We start from the raw sequence: 15,414 nt of genomic DNA, 5'->3' as shown, positions 1-15,414 counted from the left end.
CTTAGAAAATGATGAGCAAAAAAAGACAAACCCCAACTCAAATGAAGCATTTGAGTTGGGGTTTGTCGACAGTCTGAGAACAAGCTATTTGCTTGTTCTTTCAGGGAATTATTCAAGTAAATCATTATTGATTCTTTCTTCTCGAATAATCGTAAACATACCTTCCGCTTCATCTTTCTTTGTCGTTTCTTTAAGTTGATCCACTCTAACAGTCACCACTTTTTGTCCATATTGAATCATCAATTCGTCCCCAATTTCAACATTGGAGCTTGCTTTTGCTTGCTTTCCATTTATTAGTATTCTCCCTTTATCTGCTACTTCCTTAGCTAAAGTTCTTCTCTTAATAAGTCGTGAAACCTTTAAAAACTTGTCTAATCTCATTCCCATTTTCATTCCCCATTTCAATCATTTCTGTAATTTTTCTATTTTTTTTGCTTCGTTCCACATTTGATCCAGTTCTTCTAAGGTATAATCTTGAAACGCTTTCCCATTTTCCTTAATCTTTTCTTCTATATATTGAAACCTTTTCATAAATTTTAAATTGGTATGATGAAGTGCTTCTTCAGGATGAATATCTAAAATACGTGTAACATTTATTACAGAGAAAAGTACATCCCCGATTTCATTTATGATACTAGTTCTTGGATTACCCATTTTCAGTTCTTCCTCTAATTCAGCTAATTCTTCTTTCACTTTTGTAATAGCTGGTTCAACGTGTTTCCAATCAAATCCTAACCTTGAAACAACCTTTTGTATTTCATAAGCGGCCACCATCGAAGGTAATCCTTTGTATTCTGAGAATATACTTTTTTCCTTATTTCCTTTTTCCTTCGCTTTAATTAATTGCCAGTTTTTCAATACTTCTTCTTCATCCTTAACTTTTACACGGTTAAATACATGAGGATGACGACGAATCATTTTTTCAGAAATAGAGTGAATGACATCTTCTATCGCAAAATATCCTTCATCTTCACCTATTTGTGCATGGAGAACTACCTGTAATAATACATCTCCTAGCTCCTCAATCATTTGATCAATTTCATTACTATTGATTGCCTCAAGTAATTCATAAACTTCTTCAATTAAATATTTTTTCAAACTTTCATGTGTCTGTTTTTGATCCCATGGACATCCATCAGGTCCTCTTAGTTTAGCAATTATATTTTTAAAGTAATAAAAATCTTTATATACTATTGATTCATCTTTTACCGGTGGAACATAAACAGTCGTTAAATTATCTAACTTTACTTCTCTGTCTAGCTCATATAAGGAAACTTCCTTTACGGATTCATGGTTAGTTCCCGCAGCAGTTACTATATACACTTTATATGTATCCGGTAATTTTTCCATCAAAGTTAATTTTACTTCAGAAGCTATAAACGAATCATAAACTTGTCCTATGATTAAATGTTGTTGAACGTTAATGTCTTCTTTTCTTAATGATGTTCCATCCAATAATTGAAATCCTTCAATTGGATCGATTTTTATCGCTTGAAAAAGAGGATCTAAAAAACTTTGTCCACCAGCAAACTCAATATGAACATTAGCGTTGTCAGCCTGATTTAGTAATAGTTGTACTGTACGTTCAGCTATTAATGGGTGGCCGGGGACTGCGTAAATAATATTCGATTTTTCTGTAGCTTGGATTAGAGTATTTACAATTTCATGATAAACATCATCAAAGTTATCATATTTTTCATAAATATGATCAAATGATTGATATTTAAACCCCTCTTGTTTTTCTAGCTCATACACGACAGGATGTTCTTTTGTTCTTATATATATGGGAGTCGATTCATTGGTTGTTAATAATTTATACACTCCTAATGGCATGAGATTTATATCTCCTGCCCCTAAACCGACAATGGTTATTTTGTTCATCCTTTCCCATCTTTCCTTTCTTTTTTTGGTAGAAAACGAATTAAAATGTTTCCAAGAGGAAATAATTGCAACTCATTGGCACTGAACATTTTTCCTTTAATGATGATTATTAGAAAAACTACCCCACCTATTAATGCTGATGAAATCGCTTGGAAAGATGCTAATAGCCTTCCTGAAAAGTTTATGCTTCCCATTATGTTTAAATAAAAGAATACGATTATTGCTAACATTATAAGTCCGGTAAAAAGAACAATATAAAATTGTTTAGAAAGCATTTTTATATTTGTTATTTCTTTTACTTTCCAAACTAACAAAACAGTTATGACGATTAATGATAGTACTGTTGATAACGCTGCTCCTGCAGAATCCAACTGATTAATCAACCATTCGTTAAAAACGAATTTTAATAATACTCCTATGATTATAACAATCGTAGGATAGGTCGTTTGACCAAATCCTTGCAAAATTGCTGTATTTGTTAAAATAATGGATGTGAATAAAATGGATAAAGCTAAAATTCTTAATTCATAAGATCCATTAGCATTTTGAAATAACATTATATTTAATGAATCCATTATTAATATTAAACCTAATGAAGCTGCTGCACCAATTGTAAAACTTGTTTTATAGGAAAGGCAAATATATTTTTGTAGATCAATGGAGCGGTTATTTTTCTTTGCCGATGAGATAAATGGTACAAGCGATAAAGATAATGAAGTTGCCAAAACCGTACCTAGTTGAATAATGGGTTGTCCACGATCAAAAATCCCTTTCATTTCTTTCGCTTGTAATTCTGTATACCCATTGTCCAATAATATTGAGTATAGTTGGAATGCATCCATTAATTGAAACATTATCAATAACATACCGCTAATACATATCGCAATACCATCTGTTATTAAACTCTTGAATACAGAAGTGGAAAATTTAAATTGAAATGATATTCTCCACCTTTTAATGTTGGACAATCTCCAAACATATGCTATTAATACGATTACTGCAAATATACTACCTAAGATCGATGCTAATATTGCCCCTCCACCAACGATGTATAAATCTGAATGATATCGAAGTAAAATGATTGCAAATACAATAATGCCTGTAACTCTGACCAACTGTTCAACTACCTGAGATGTTGCTGTTGGAAGCATAAAACCATGACCTTGGTAGTACCCACGAAATATTGATGTAAGCGGGATTAATAAAAAAGAAAATGAAACGATCTTGATCATAGGTGTTAAATGGATATCCCCCATAAAATGAGCAATCAAATCCGCACCAAAAAATAGAATAAAAAAGACGAAACCGTTTAAAAGGAAAAGAACAACTAGTGAAGTCCCTATAACTGATTTCGCTCCATCTAAATCGTTACTTGCTATTTTTTCAGCATATATTTTAGAAATGATTACAGGAAATCCATAAGTTGCTAGAGATAAGGCAATCCCATAAAAGGGATATACTTGTTGATAAATATAAAACCCTATGTCTCCAACTAAATTTTGAAATGGGATTCGATAAATAGCTGATAAAATTTTTGTAATAATGGCAGCAAAAGTTAATATAAACGCACTTTTTATCAAGTTAGATGTTTGCATTTTTATTGATGGGCCCATATGATTCCCCTCTTTATAAATTACACAATAACGGATGTATTATAGCATATATTAAAGATTCCATGGGTTTAACAATAAAAAACGATCGGATAAACCGATCGTTGAATTACTATTATTGTTCCATTTGACGAGCTAAAAATCCAGCAGCAGTTTCTGCAGCCTTTTTTTCTACCTCACCAATGGTCTGATCTTTAGAATAAATAATTACAGCTCCAATTGGATCTCCGTTAGCAATAATAGGACTGATGGTATAAGAAGATATTGTTTCTTCAAACCCTTCTACGAAAGAGATATTAGATGATTTTGTCTCTAATATAGATGTACGATCTTCCATCGTTCTTTCAATTAAATCACTAATATTTTTATTTAAGTAGTCTTTTTTAGAACCTCCTGCCACGGCAATTACGGCATCTCTGTCGCAAATGAATACTGGGCTTCCTAAGCTGTCAAACAAGGCTTCAGCATACTCTTTTGCAAAATCACTTAACTCACTAATCGGTGAATATTTCTTTAAAATGACTTCTCCATCTCTGTCAACAAATATCTCCAACGGGTCACCTTCGCGAATTCTCAAAGTTCTACGGATTTCTTTCGGAATTACTACGCGACCTAAATCATCAATACGACGAACAATACCTGTTGCTTTCATCTTTAGATGCCTCACTTTCATCTGATGATTGTTCTGGTAACGATTTCTCTTTTTTTGAAATCATCACCTTTGTTTAGAATTAGTATCTTTCATATGGGAAGTTCTATGCACATTCTCTGTTTTTTTCTTTACATAATGAAATATGGAAATAGTGTATAATTGTGTAAAAAAAAGATGAAGGCTATGTTACCTTCATCTTTTGAAATTCAATTTTTTATTCCACATTCTTCACTCTATGAGGATATAGCTGTTGACTTCTCATACAACGAATCATTTATATGTTTAAATAAATCATGCAATATGGACAACCATTTAGCTGGTTCAATTCCTTTTGTATGGAGAACAATTTTTAATTTATTATCTTCCATACCAAATCCGATCATTCTTCCGTATGGTTGAGTGATTCGAACTATATTTTTCACGTTTATTTTGTGAGTTTGTTCTTCCTGAAACAACACATTTACTTGATCTTTTATTTGCTTAATAGATTCTACTTTAATATTATTTCCATATATTTTTATTTCAGTAATTAAAAATAAATAAGCAACTTCTTCTGGATAATCACCAAATCGATCAATCATTTCTTCTTGTAGTTCCTCTATTTCTTCAAATGAAGTAATTCCACGGAATCGTTTATACATCTCAATTTTTTGGTATCCATCATTAATATATGATTCAGGAATATATGCATCTACTTCCAAATCAATTTCAATACTCTCGTTTTTCTCTTCCTTCTTTTCTCCTTTTCTTTCTTCGATGGCATCCTTCAACATTTGAGAATATAAATCAAATCCAACAGAGTCAATAAATCCATGTTGTTTTGCCCCTAAAATATTACCAGCACCACGTATGGATAAATCTCTCATGGCGATTTTAAAACCAGAACCAAGTTCAGTAAATTCTTTAATTGCTTGAAGTCGTTTTTCCGCTACTTCTGTTAAGACCTTATCTTTCCTATACGTAAAATATGCATATGCAATTCTGTTAGAACGACCTACACGGCCTCGCAATTGATAAAGCTGCGATAAACCCATGCGATCAGCATCATAGACAATTAATGTGTTAACATTTGGAATATCGACACCTGTTTCAATAATGGTCGTACTTACTAATACATCATATTCTCCATCCAAAAATGCTAAAATTATTCCTTCTAATTCTGTTTCTGACATTTGACCATGAGCATATGCCACTCTGGCATCAGGAACTAGCATTGATATTTCTTCTGCTTTTCGTTCAATATCTTCCACTCTGTTATAAAGAAAATACACTTGACCGTCTCTAGCAAGTTCCCTTTCAATCGCTTCTTTTACTAAAGAACCGTTATACTCCATAACATATGTTTGTACAGGAAATCTATTTTCAGGTGGAGTTTCTATCACTGATAAATCCCTTACTCCAAGCATAGACATATGGAGTGTTCTTGGGATTGGTGTTGCCGTTAAGGTAAGAACATCAATATTTGTCTTCATTTGTTTAATTTTTTCTTTATGAGAAACTCCAAAACGTTGTTCTTCATCAATAATTAATAGACCTAAATCATGAAATTGAACATCTTTAGATAATAATCGGTGAGTTCCTACAACAATATCAACTGTTCCTGCTTTTAAACCTTTGATTGTTTCCTGTTGTTCTTTTCTAGTTCTAAAACGGCTTAATAAGCCTATTTTAATAGGATAATCTTGAAATCTTTCACGCATCGTTTCAAAATGTTGTTGTGCAAGAATGGTAGTAGGGACTAAAAAAGCAACCTGTTTCCCATCCATTATTGCTTTAAAAGCAGCACGTAAAGCCACTTCTGTTTTACCATATCCAACGTCTCCACATAATAGTCGATCCATTGGTCGAGGCCTTTCCATATCACGTTTAATTTCACGAATGGAGCGGAGTTGATCTTCTGTTTCTTTATACGGAAATGCTGCTTCAAATTCTTTCATTAACTCATTATCAGGAGAAAAAGCAAAACCAACAGATGCTTCTCGCTCTGCATACAACTTGATTAAATCTTCTGCAATATCTTTAACAGAATTTTCTACTTTCTTTTTCACTCGTTTCCATTCGCTACCACCAAGTTTATAAACTTTAGGCTCTTTTCCTTCTGATCCAACATATTTTTGAACTAAATGAATTTGATCGATTGGAACGTATAATTTATCATCGCCTTGATATCGAATGTGTAAATAATCTTTATGGACACCATTTATTTCTAATGTTTCAATACCTAAATATTTTCCTATGCCGTGATTAACGTGTACGACATAGTCTCCAACACTAAGTTCAGAATAACTTTTGATCCGTTCTGCGTTAGATAATTTTTGTCGATGTTTAGTTCTTTTTGCTCGCTTATGGAACAACTCTCCTTCTGTTATAACAGCCAAGCGATACATAGGCATTTCAAACCCGTTCTGCAACGAACCTTGAAATATTTGATTTTTTTTGGAGAGAATTTGATCGCTGTTTTTATTTACTACAACATCTATTTGATAATCATTTAAAACTCGTTCTATTCGATCTACCCGTTCTTCATTTTCTCCCAAAAATATTATAGTGTAATTTGCCTTTTTCCATCTTTCCAATTCTGCTTTTAGCACATGCATTTGTCCATGGAAATTTTGCATTTGTTTGCAAGAAATATTGATAATATTTTGCGGATTAGTATTAGGAACATGTCGCAAAAAAAGTGAAAAGTACAACAATGGATGTTTTGTATGATTTAATAAGGATTGAAGATCATGCGATATTATTAAATCATGAACGATTTTTCCTTCACTCAACAAACTTGTTTCCCACTCTGCTTCCTCTTTTTCTAAAGATGCTCGAATTTCATTGACTCTGCTAATTTCATCTATACAAATAATCGATGATTGAGGAACATAATCTAGTAAACTTGCAGGTTTTTCATATAAAATAGATAGATATTTAAAGAGTTGTTCTGGCTTCTGTTCATTTTTTAATTGTTCTAACTCTTGGCGAATATGAATGGTCAACAATTGCTTTATTTGTTCATTTTCAATTTTTTTTAAACTTTCACCTAATTTACTTTCCAATTTCTCTGTTGCTTGATGATAATGTTCCGATTCTAAGATTATTTCAGAAGCAGGTCCTATCCAAATTTCTTCCAATTTATCTATCGACCTTTGATTATCAACAAAGAAAGTTCTAATGGAATCGATTTCATCATCAAATAATTCTATACGAAGCGGATTAGGTTCTGTTAAAGGATAAATGTCAATAATTCCTCCACGAATACTAAATTCTCCAGGAGTTGAAACCATTTCAACACGTGAATAACCCATGCGAATAATGTTGTTCAAAAATACATTTAAATCAATTTGATCGCCTAGTTTTAGGTGTAATTGATATTTTTTCCATAACTCCATTGGTGGTAACAATTTTCGTAGGCCAGCTACAGGAGCTATAATAATTCCTTTTTTATTCCGACTAAGAATATTTAGCGTTTCTATTCGTTGAGCTCTCAATTCCGGGCTAGCGATGCTCATTTCCGCTGCTATTAATTCATTTGAGGGATATAAATACACTTCTTCTTCGTTGATTAACTGAATACAATCTTCATAAATTTTTTGAGCTTGCAATAAATTATGAGTTACAACAACGATTGACTCATTTAATTTTTTATATAATGTAGAAACAAACAAAGAGCGACTGGACCCGCTTAATCCGCTCACTAATTGTTCTTTAAGTCCTTCCTGAATTCCATTGGTAATACTTTGGATATCATCTTTTTTTATTATTTCATTGATTAATCCGTCCATAATGCCCTCCCCTCTATACAAACGCACGATCCAAAAATCTATCAAAATTTATTATCATTCCAACAGAAAAACGCTTTGGAGTGGTCCAAAGCTAGTGGATAATAAAATCATACTGATGATAATCCGGATTTTTTTCTAATGATTCCTGACAATCTTCACATATAGATTTTATATGAATATCACCAGTAGGTTCATAGGAAATCATTTCCATCCTATCAGATTCTGATAGTTTATGAAATCCTAATTTTTCGGCGTCCACATACGTTTGTTCAATTGAACCTATTTTAACCCCACAATGTCGACAAAAATAATGAAGGGCCAATAAAATCACTCCCAAAAGTATTTGTATCGTTAGTATTATCGCTTTTGGGAAATGTTATTCCTTTGTTTACTTATTTGCCTGTATTTTATGATTGATTATAAACATTCATGACCTCTAGAAATGGTTTTTCCATCCAGAGTTTGCAAGCATTAACACATTTATCTATAACTTCCTCCATTATCAACCATTCATCATTGGAAAATCTCCCAAGAACATAATTTGGTATAGGCATATCTCCTTTAGGTCGATCTATACCTATACGAATTCGATTAAATGAATTTGTTCCAAGATGGGCAATCGTTGATTTAATACCGTTATGACCACCAGCACTACCTTTTTGTCTTAACCGAATTTTTCCTACTGGTAAATCTAAATCATCATAGATAACAAGTAGATCCTCAACTGCAATATCATAGTAATTCATTAAAGGTCTTATAGCCTCTCCTGATAAATTCATATATGTTAACGGTTTCATAATAATAACCTTTTCGCCGTTAATTATGCCTTTTCCAAATATAGATTTAAACTTTGATTCATTTAATGGTATAGATGTTTCATGTGAAAGTTTATCGATCACTTCAAATCCAATATTATGTCTTGTTTTTACATATTCATTCCCCGGATTTCCGAGTCCAACAATTAGTTTCATGACCCATTCCCTTTCTTTAATATACGTATGATAGCCAAAAGACGTAACCAGTATTGGTTACGTCTGTTAAGATTCCTCACTTGCTTTTGTTTCCCGGCCTTCCTCATTTTCAGGAATACCAGGTTCTTGCTCTTCACCTGTATTTATTTCCTCTTCCTGTTTTGGAGGTAAGATAGAGGCAATTACTTGTTCATCATCATGATGAATCTCTGCAGAAATTGTCCCCTTAATATCACCAACTGTAATCGTGTCTCCCACTTGCAAATGGGTAACATCGATATCGAAGGATGGTGGGATATCAGTTGCTATAGCCGTTATGGAAAGATCATGCATTGCTTGTTGCAGGACCCCACCGTCTTTAACGCCCAATGGCTCACCGACTAGGTTGATTCTAACTTCCGCTTGTACTTTTGTATCTTTATCCACAACAAAAAAATCAGCATGTAATATTGCTTTTTTAATCGGATCTTCTTGATAACTACTTAAAATAACCTGTTCTTTCTTCCCATTAATATCAAGAGTCAAAACACCGTGTCTTCCGACATCACGCATGGTTTTTAAAAAATCAGCGCCATTTATATAAATGGGTGTACTTTCTTTATCTTTTCCATAAACAATAGCAGGTACTTCACCATCTTCACGGAGCTTCCGAATAGTAGATCGTTTAAAATCTGTACGTTCGTTTGCAGTAAGAACCGATGCCATTTAGCTCACCTTCCCTTTGAGATAGTACTATTAACAAAGTTCCCAAAAGGTTGGCAATCTAAACATTTTAATTGAATAATGTACTTACTGACTGATTTTCATATACACGAATAATAGCCTCACCTAGTAAAGAAGCTACTGAAAGTTGAACAATTTTATCAATTCGTTTTTCTTCAGGTAAAGCAATTGTATTTGTTACAACTAATTCTTTAATTTTTGAGTTTGATATTCTCTCAATAGCAGGACCTGATAAGACTGGATGCGTACAGCAAGCATAAACTTCCTTCGCTCCATTTTCCACTAAAGCGTTTGCTGCTAAAGTAATCGTTCCTGCAGTATCAATAATATCATCAATAAGAATGGCAATTTTTCCTTCAATATTACCAACAATATTCATTACTTCAGCTACATTAGGCTTCGGTCTTCTTTTATCAATGATTGCAATAGGTGCTTTTAAGCGTTCAGCCATTTTTCGAGCTCTCGTAACTCCGCCGTGATCTGGAGATACAATAACAATATCCTCATTAAATTCTTTTTGAGCAAAATAATCAGCTAAAATTGGAACACCCATAAGATGATCGATAGGAATATCAAAAAATCCTTGAATTTGAGGAGCATGTAAATCAAGACTAATCACTCTTGTTGCGCCTGCTGTCTCAAGTAAATTAGCTACTAGTTTAGCTGTAATTGGTTCTCTTGCACGTGCTTTACGATCTTGACGAGCATATCCATAATAAGGAATCACAATATTAATGGTTTTAGCAGAAGCTCGTTTTAATGCATCAATCATGATTAACAATTCCATTATATAATTATTAACTGGGGAACTTGTTGATTGAATAACAAACACGTCACATCCGCGAATACTTTCTTCAATATTAATTTGAATTTCTCCATCACTAAATGTTGATACGGAACATTTCCCTAGGCTTACCCCTATATTACTTGCAATTTCTTCAGCTAACGCTCGGTTTGAATTTAACGAAAATACTTTTAAATTGGAATTTGAATAAGGTCTAGACATGAAAGTACCCCCATTTTATTTTAGTTTTAACTTTTTCACATAGTCTTCTTTATTAACTTGACGGGCACGAGCAATGGATAGCGCTTCACCCGGGACGTCCGTTGTAATCGTTGAACCAGCTGCTACATAAGCACCTTTTCCTATTGTTAAAGGAGCTACCAAATTAGAGTTACAACCGATAAAGGCACCGTCCTCAATCTTTGTTAAATGCTTATTTTTCCCATCATAATTAACTGTTATCGAACCGCAACCGATATTCACATCGGTTCCAACTTGAGCATCGCCAATATAACTTAAATGAGATGCCTTACTCCTATCTCCAAATTGAGATTTTTTTAATTCAACAAAGTTACCAATTTTCACTTCATTTCCAATAGAAGTCTCTGGTCTGATATGTGCAAACGGTCCAATATTGACATCTGATCCGATTTCCGAATTAGAAGCTACTGATTGTTTAATTTTTGTCCGATCGCCAATTTTACAGTCATGAATTTCACTATTCGGACCTATTTCACACTCAGATCCAATAATAGTTTTACCTTTAATAATTGTACCTGGGTAAATAATCGTATCTTGACCAATGATGACATCATTATCAATGTATGTGTGTTCCGGATCGATAATGGTTACCCCTTCTTTCATAAGGGATTCATTTATTCTCCGTCTCATTATTTTTTCCGCTTCCGCTAATGCTACCCGATCATTTACGCCTAACGTTTCATCCATTTGATTCGTCTGATATGCGGCTATTATTTGACCTTCAGACTTGAGAATTTCAATGACGTCTGGTAAATAATACTCTCCTTGAGCATTATCATTAGAAACCTTTTCTAACGCTTGGAACATTGCTAAATTATCAAAACAATATGTGCCTGTGTTGATTTCTTTTACCTTTTTCTCTTCCTCTGTAGCATCTTTATGCTCCACAATTCTACTAACCAAACCTTCTTCATTGCGAATAATACGTCCATATCCTGTTGGATCATTTGCAAAAGCAGTAAGAATGGTGGCTTTAGCATTAGACTTTTCATGTAAGTCAATTAATGCTTGCATTGTTTCTGCTCTTATAAGTGGTGTGTCACCACAAACGACCAGTGTAATACCTTCCTTATTACCGAGAAGTGATTTTGCTTGCAAAACGGCATGAGCTGTACCTAATTGTTCTTCTTGCAATACGAATGTGGTTTGTCCATCTAATTGCTCTTTTACTTTTTCCGCACCATATCCAACTACTGTTACTATTTGTTCCATTTTGAGTCGCGAAACTTGATCGACAACATGTTGGACCATTGGTTTTCCGCACACCGGATGTAAAACTTTATATAATTTTGATTTCATTCTAGTCCCTTGTCCGGCAGCTAAAATGATTGAAAAGAGATTTGACATAATATCCTCCATATATCTGTCTAATTATCCATATAAAATATATCTTAATTACTGGTGTATTTCAAGGAAGGACAAAAAAGTACACATTTTTTTATATTGTTAAACATGGGAATGAAAGTAATAGAAGGAAAATGTTGGGAGGAATCATAAATAAACCCTTTGTCCATTCCAAAATAAAAGGACAAAGGGTAATTGATATAATTTATGGAATAAAAAAGAGCCTATCATTTATAAAGTAGGCTCTCGGGTGTTTTTTCAAAACGATTAGGATGCTCCAGCTTCTTCTAATTCTACCTCTTGTTCTCCTAAACGATGATACTCCGCTAATACTGCATCTTGAATTTTCCCTCTAGTGTTAGAGTTAATTGGGTGTGCAATGTCACGGAATTCTCCGTCTGGAGTACGTTTGCTAGGCATAGCAACAAACAAACCATTATTGCCATCGATTACGCGAATATCATGAACGACAAATTCATTATCAAGAGTAATTGAGGCAATTGCTCTCATTCGTCCATCAGTATTCACGCGGCGTAATCTTACGTCTGTAACTTCCATTATGTTCACCACCTTTAATTCAAAATGGTCTTTGCTTTTTTATAATTCAACACGGCTTTCTATAATCCTTCTAAAATCTTAAAATTTTTTTGAAAAATTAGTCGTTTTTTCAAAAAATATTCAATAAATAAAAAATGCTTTGCAACCAAAAGATTACAAAGCAACTTTTATTAATTTTTTACTAATGCTACTACTTCGATTTCTATTAATACATCTTTTGGAAGTCTACTAACTTCAATGCATGATCGTGCAGGTTTATGTGTATCAAAATATTGGGCATAAACTTCATTCATTTCTTGGAATTGATCCATGTTTTTCAAAAATACTGTGACTTTTACAACTGTTTCTAGTGAAGAACCCGCTTCTTTCAATATTGCTTCTAAATTTTTAAATACTTGGTGTGTTTGTTCTTGAATGCTTCCATTGACTAATTCCCCGTTTGGCTTTAATGGTATTTGACCAGAAGTATACACCATATTGTTAACTACAATCGCTTGTTCATAAGGTCCAATAGCTTGAGGAGCCTTATTTGTTTTAATATATTTCATTTCCTTTCCCTCCCATTATTTATAAAGAAAAATAATTACCTTCATAAACCTGAATCTGTTTTTCCTTCATATCAACATCAGATAATCGAACTAACGATATATAATTGTCAACTAGACGTTCCTCAGTTTTTTCTGCCTCTACTAATACAGCGATTCCCGCAGTTTTTGCATTAAATTCTTCTAGAAGATTAATCATTCCGTTGATCGTTCCTCCGGCTTTCATAAAATCATCAACGATTAATACATTCGAACCTTCTTTTAAGCTCCTTTTTGCTAATACCATCGATTGTATTCGTTTAGATGAGCCTGAAACGTAGTTTATACTTACAGTCGACCCCTCCGTAACTTTACTGTCTCTTCGGACGATGACCACTGGTACATTTAGATAGCTAGCAGTAGAAAATGCTAATGGAATTCCTTTTGTTGCCACTGTCATTACGGCATCAATTTTATGATTTGCATATTTGGTAGCAAATAATTTTCCTACATTATTCATGATTCTCGGGTTGCCTACGATATCTGCCATATATAAATACCCGCCTGGAAGAAGCCGATCTGGTTTAGCAATATATTCACAAAGTTCTTGAATAATTTTCTTCGCTTGTTCATCATTCATCTTAACTATGTATTTGACTCCACCAGATGCTCCCGCAACTGTATGTAAAGTTCCGGTTCCTTCTTTTTCAAAAAAATTCTTTAATATTGTTAAATCCTCACTAATAGAAGATTTTGCAGCTTGGAATTTTTCAGAAAAATAGTTTAACGGGACTAATTCATTTGGCCGACTCTGCAAATAATGAATCATATCTAATAAACGTTCACTTCTTTTTACTTTCATACGACTCACCTCCTAAAACCGAATATTTTTTATAAATATTACAATAATGTACGGTTTTATACAAGCCTCAATCTCCCAACAGTCTTACCGCATAGACTTGATTACAAAAACCTCTTAAACCGTTATAAATCCTTTGTAATCTTGAATCATATCTAACAAGTCCGAAAACGGTAGGACCGCTCCCACTCATTAAAACGGCATCAGCACCAAATCGTTTCATATATGATTTTATTTGTTTCACTTCCGGATACAAATTTAATGTTACACTTTCTAACACATTTCCAAGATTTTCACACATTTGTTCATAATTACGAGTTTTTATAGCCTCAATCATTTTTTTTGTATCTGGATGAACTAACCCTGAGAGATCCAACTTACCGTAAACTTCTGAAGTTGACACTCCAATTGAAGGCTTCGCCAAAATTACCCAGCATTTTGGTGGTGCAGGTAAAGGCTGTATAATTTCTCCCCTTCCTTTTGCTAAAGCAGTCCCACCATATACACAAAAGCTTACATCTGATCCTATTTCCGCTCCAATTTGTGCCAACTCATTAATCGTTAAACCTAAATTCCATAGTTGATTTAACCCTTTTAAAGTGGCAGCAGCATCACTGCTTCCCCCTGCTAATCCTGCAGCGACAGGGATATTTTTCTCAATTTTAATGTTAACACCTGTTTGGATATTAAATTTTTGTTTTAATAAACTAGCTGCTTTATATGCTAAATTTCTTTCATCATCCGGTACAAAACGATTATGGGATAATATCGAAATAGAATTTTCTTTCTTATCCGTAATTTCAATTCGGTCTGCCAAGTCGACGGTTGTCATAACCATTTCTACTTCGTGATAACCATCATCTCTTTTTCCAAGCACATCTAATGTTAAATTTATCTTTGCAGGAGCTTTTACGTGAACTTTCAACTCATCCACCTACTTTTAACTATTATGTATAATTTTGTCCTATTCTATCATATAATAAATCTTATTTATTGATATACTACATCTTCAATATTTTCAAGTGTCATTTCTTTTATTCTTCTACCTAATTGAAAAAGAAAAAACCGAGGCGAAAAGCCTCGGGTCACAACATGAATTTCCTTATTGTATTGAGCACGGGTAACGCTATTTTCGCTTGGCAAGTTGTTCTTCTGCTATTTCAATGGCGCGTTTAACCATATTTCCTGCATCTCTAGCACGAATTCCGCCCCATCCTTCTTTTTGCACAACATCATAAAATCCAAGCTCTTTAGCAATTTCTTCTTTCAATTGATCAGACATTACCCCTTTTCTTCTGCCCAAACGCAACATCCCCTTTCTCATGTTGTGACATTTTTATTGTCCTCTAATGCCATCATTTTATGTATAAAGAACCATAAGACACATTTGAGCCTCGTATAAACGCGTGTTCTCGCTTATAAATAAGAAACACGGAAAAAATTAATCATGGGGAATTGTTCTTGCGTTAGAGGA

General features: G+C 33.6%; 15 protein-coding genes. All 15 read right to left on the bottom strand.

The features are described from left to right. Window positions 1-108 precede the first annotated feature (108 nt). Entirely contained in the window at window positions 109-381 is a 273-nt protein-coding gene (locus AC3ASS_RS07640; protein ID WP_488282927.1) for an RNA-binding S4 domain-containing protein, read from the bottom strand. Between the two features lie 24 nt (window positions 382-405). Further along, window positions 406-1,881, bottom strand: a complete 1,476-nt coding sequence (gene yabN / locus AC3ASS_RS07635) for a bifunctional methyltransferase/pyrophosphohydrolase YabN (protein WP_488282926.1) — start codon at window positions 1,879-1,881, stop codon at window positions 406-408. Continuing rightward, window positions 1,878-3,494 carry a putative polysaccharide biosynthesis protein gene (locus AC3ASS_RS07630; RefSeq protein WP_488282925.1) on the bottom strand — a complete coding sequence of 539 codons (1,617 nt, stop codon included), beginning with the start codon at window positions 3,492-3,494 and terminating at the stop codon, window positions 1,878-1,880. Before AC3ASS_RS07630 ends, yabN begins: the two co-directional genes overlap by 4 nt. Before the next feature lie 112 nt (window positions 3,495-3,606). Beyond that, on the bottom strand, window positions 3,607-4,143 hold the full coding sequence (gene spoVT / locus AC3ASS_RS07625) for a stage V sporulation protein T (RefSeq protein ID WP_488282924.1): 537 nt from the start codon (window positions 4,141-4,143) through the stop codon (window positions 3,607-3,609). A 233-nt stretch (window positions 4,144-4,376) separates the two neighbouring features. Then, entirely contained in the window at window positions 4,377-7,916 is a 3,540-nt protein-coding gene (gene mfd, locus AC3ASS_RS07620; protein WP_488282923.1) for a transcription-repair coupling factor, read from the bottom strand. A gap of 91 nt (window positions 7,917-8,007) precedes the next feature. After that, window positions 8,008-8,238: an anti-sigma-F factor Fin gene (fin, locus tag AC3ASS_RS07615; RefSeq protein ID WP_488282922.1), complete on the bottom strand. Its 231-nt coding sequence runs from the start codon at window positions 8,236-8,238 to the stop codon at window positions 8,008-8,010. A gap of 85 nt (window positions 8,239-8,323) precedes the next feature. Next, window positions 8,324-8,887, bottom strand: coding sequence for an aminoacyl-tRNA hydrolase (gene pth / locus AC3ASS_RS07610; RefSeq protein WP_488282921.1), 564 nt, complete (start codon window positions 8,885-8,887; stop codon window positions 8,324-8,326). 66 nt (window positions 8,888-8,953) lie between these two features. Continuing rightward, window positions 8,954-9,592: a 50S ribosomal protein L25/general stress protein Ctc gene (locus AC3ASS_RS07605; RefSeq protein ID WP_488282920.1), complete on the bottom strand. Its 639-nt coding sequence runs from the start codon at window positions 9,590-9,592 to the stop codon at window positions 8,954-8,956. A gap of 67 nt (window positions 9,593-9,659) precedes the next feature. Next, entirely contained in the window at window positions 9,660-10,616 is a 957-nt protein-coding gene (locus AC3ASS_RS07600; RefSeq protein WP_488282919.1) for a ribose-phosphate diphosphokinase, read from the bottom strand. Window positions 10,617-10,631: 15 nt separating this feature from the next. Beyond that, window positions 10,632-12,002 (bottom strand): bifunctional UDP-N-acetylglucosamine diphosphorylase/glucosamine-1-phosphate N-acetyltransferase GlmU, encoded by a 1,371-nt coding sequence (glmU, locus tag AC3ASS_RS07595; RefSeq protein WP_488282918.1) that lies wholly within the window; start codon window positions 12,000-12,002, stop codon window positions 10,632-10,634. Window positions 12,003-12,266: 264 nt separating this feature from the next. Then, entirely contained in the window at window positions 12,267-12,557 is a 291-nt protein-coding gene (gene spoVG, locus AC3ASS_RS07590; RefSeq protein WP_488282917.1) for a septation regulator SpoVG, read from the bottom strand. A gap of 170 nt (window positions 12,558-12,727) precedes the next feature. Next, entirely contained in the window at window positions 12,728-13,105 is a 378-nt protein-coding gene (locus AC3ASS_RS07585) for a RidA family protein (protein ID WP_488282916.1), read from the bottom strand. Window positions 13,106-13,124: 19 nt separating this feature from the next. Next, window positions 13,125-13,943 carry a pur operon repressor gene (purR, locus tag AC3ASS_RS07580; RefSeq protein ID WP_488282915.1) on the bottom strand — a complete coding sequence of 273 codons (819 nt, stop codon included), beginning with the start codon at window positions 13,941-13,943 and terminating at the stop codon, window positions 13,125-13,127. Window positions 13,944-14,010: 67 nt separating this feature from the next. Beyond that, complete coding sequence (ispE, locus tag AC3ASS_RS07575) at window positions 14,011-14,865, bottom strand: 4-(cytidine 5'-diphospho)-2-C-methyl-D-erythritol kinase (RefSeq protein WP_488282914.1); 855 nt, start codon at window positions 14,863-14,865, stop codon at window positions 14,011-14,013. 201 nt (window positions 14,866-15,066) lie between these two features. After that, window positions 15,067-15,243 carry a small, acid-soluble spore protein, alpha/beta type gene (locus AC3ASS_RS07570; protein WP_488282913.1) on the bottom strand — a complete coding sequence of 59 codons (177 nt, stop codon included), beginning with the start codon at window positions 15,241-15,243 and terminating at the stop codon, window positions 15,067-15,069. Window positions 15,244-15,414: the final 171 nt, after the last annotated feature.

This window comes from Bacillus sp. JST-5 (genome assembly GCF_057747715.1).
The sequence above is the reverse complement of the archived record's forward strand: the minus strand, read 5'-3'. Positions and strand labels throughout refer to the sequence as shown.

Excerpts from the sequence above, each read along its gene's own strand:
- AC3ASS_RS07640 (WP_488282927.1), bottom strand. The coding sequence starts at position 381 with ATGAGATTAGACAAGTTTTTAAAGGTTTCACGACTTATTAAGAGAAGA.
- yabN (WP_488282926.1), bottom strand. The coding sequence starts at position 1,881 with ATGAACAAAATAACCATTGTCGGTTTAGGGGCAGGAGATATAAATCTC.
- AC3ASS_RS07630 (WP_488282925.1), bottom strand. The coding sequence starts at position 3,494 with ATGGGCCCATCAATAAAAATGCAAACATCTAACTTGATAAAAAGTGCG.
- spoVT (WP_488282924.1), bottom strand. The coding sequence starts at position 4,143 with ATGAAAGCAACAGGTATTGTTCGTCGTATTGATGATTTAGGTCGCGTA.
- mfd (WP_488282923.1), bottom strand. The coding sequence starts at position 7,916 with ATGGACGGATTAATCAATGAAATAATAAAAAAAGATGATATCCAAAGT.
- pth (WP_488282921.1), bottom strand. The coding sequence starts at position 8,887 with ATGAAACTAATTGTTGGACTCGGAAATCCGGGGAATGAATATGTAAAA.
- AC3ASS_RS07605 (WP_488282920.1), bottom strand. The coding sequence starts at position 9,592 with ATGGCATCGGTTCTTACTGCAAACGAACGTACAGATTTTAAACGATCT.
- AC3ASS_RS07600 (WP_488282919.1), bottom strand. The coding sequence starts at position 10,616 with ATGTCTAGACCTTATTCAAATTCCAATTTAAAAGTATTTTCGTTAAAT.
- glmU (WP_488282918.1), bottom strand. The coding sequence starts at position 12,002 with ATGTCAAATCTCTTTTCAATCATTTTAGCTGCCGGACAAGGGACTAGA.
- spoVG (WP_488282917.1), bottom strand. The coding sequence starts at position 12,557 with ATGGAAGTTACAGACGTAAGATTACGCCGCGTGAATACTGATGGACGA.
- AC3ASS_RS07585 (WP_488282916.1), bottom strand. The coding sequence starts at position 13,105 with ATGAAATATATTAAAACAAATAAGGCTCCTCAAGCTATTGGACCTTAT.
- purR (WP_488282915.1), bottom strand. The coding sequence starts at position 13,943 with ATGAAAGTAAAAAGAAGTGAACGTTTATTAGATATGATTCATTATTTG.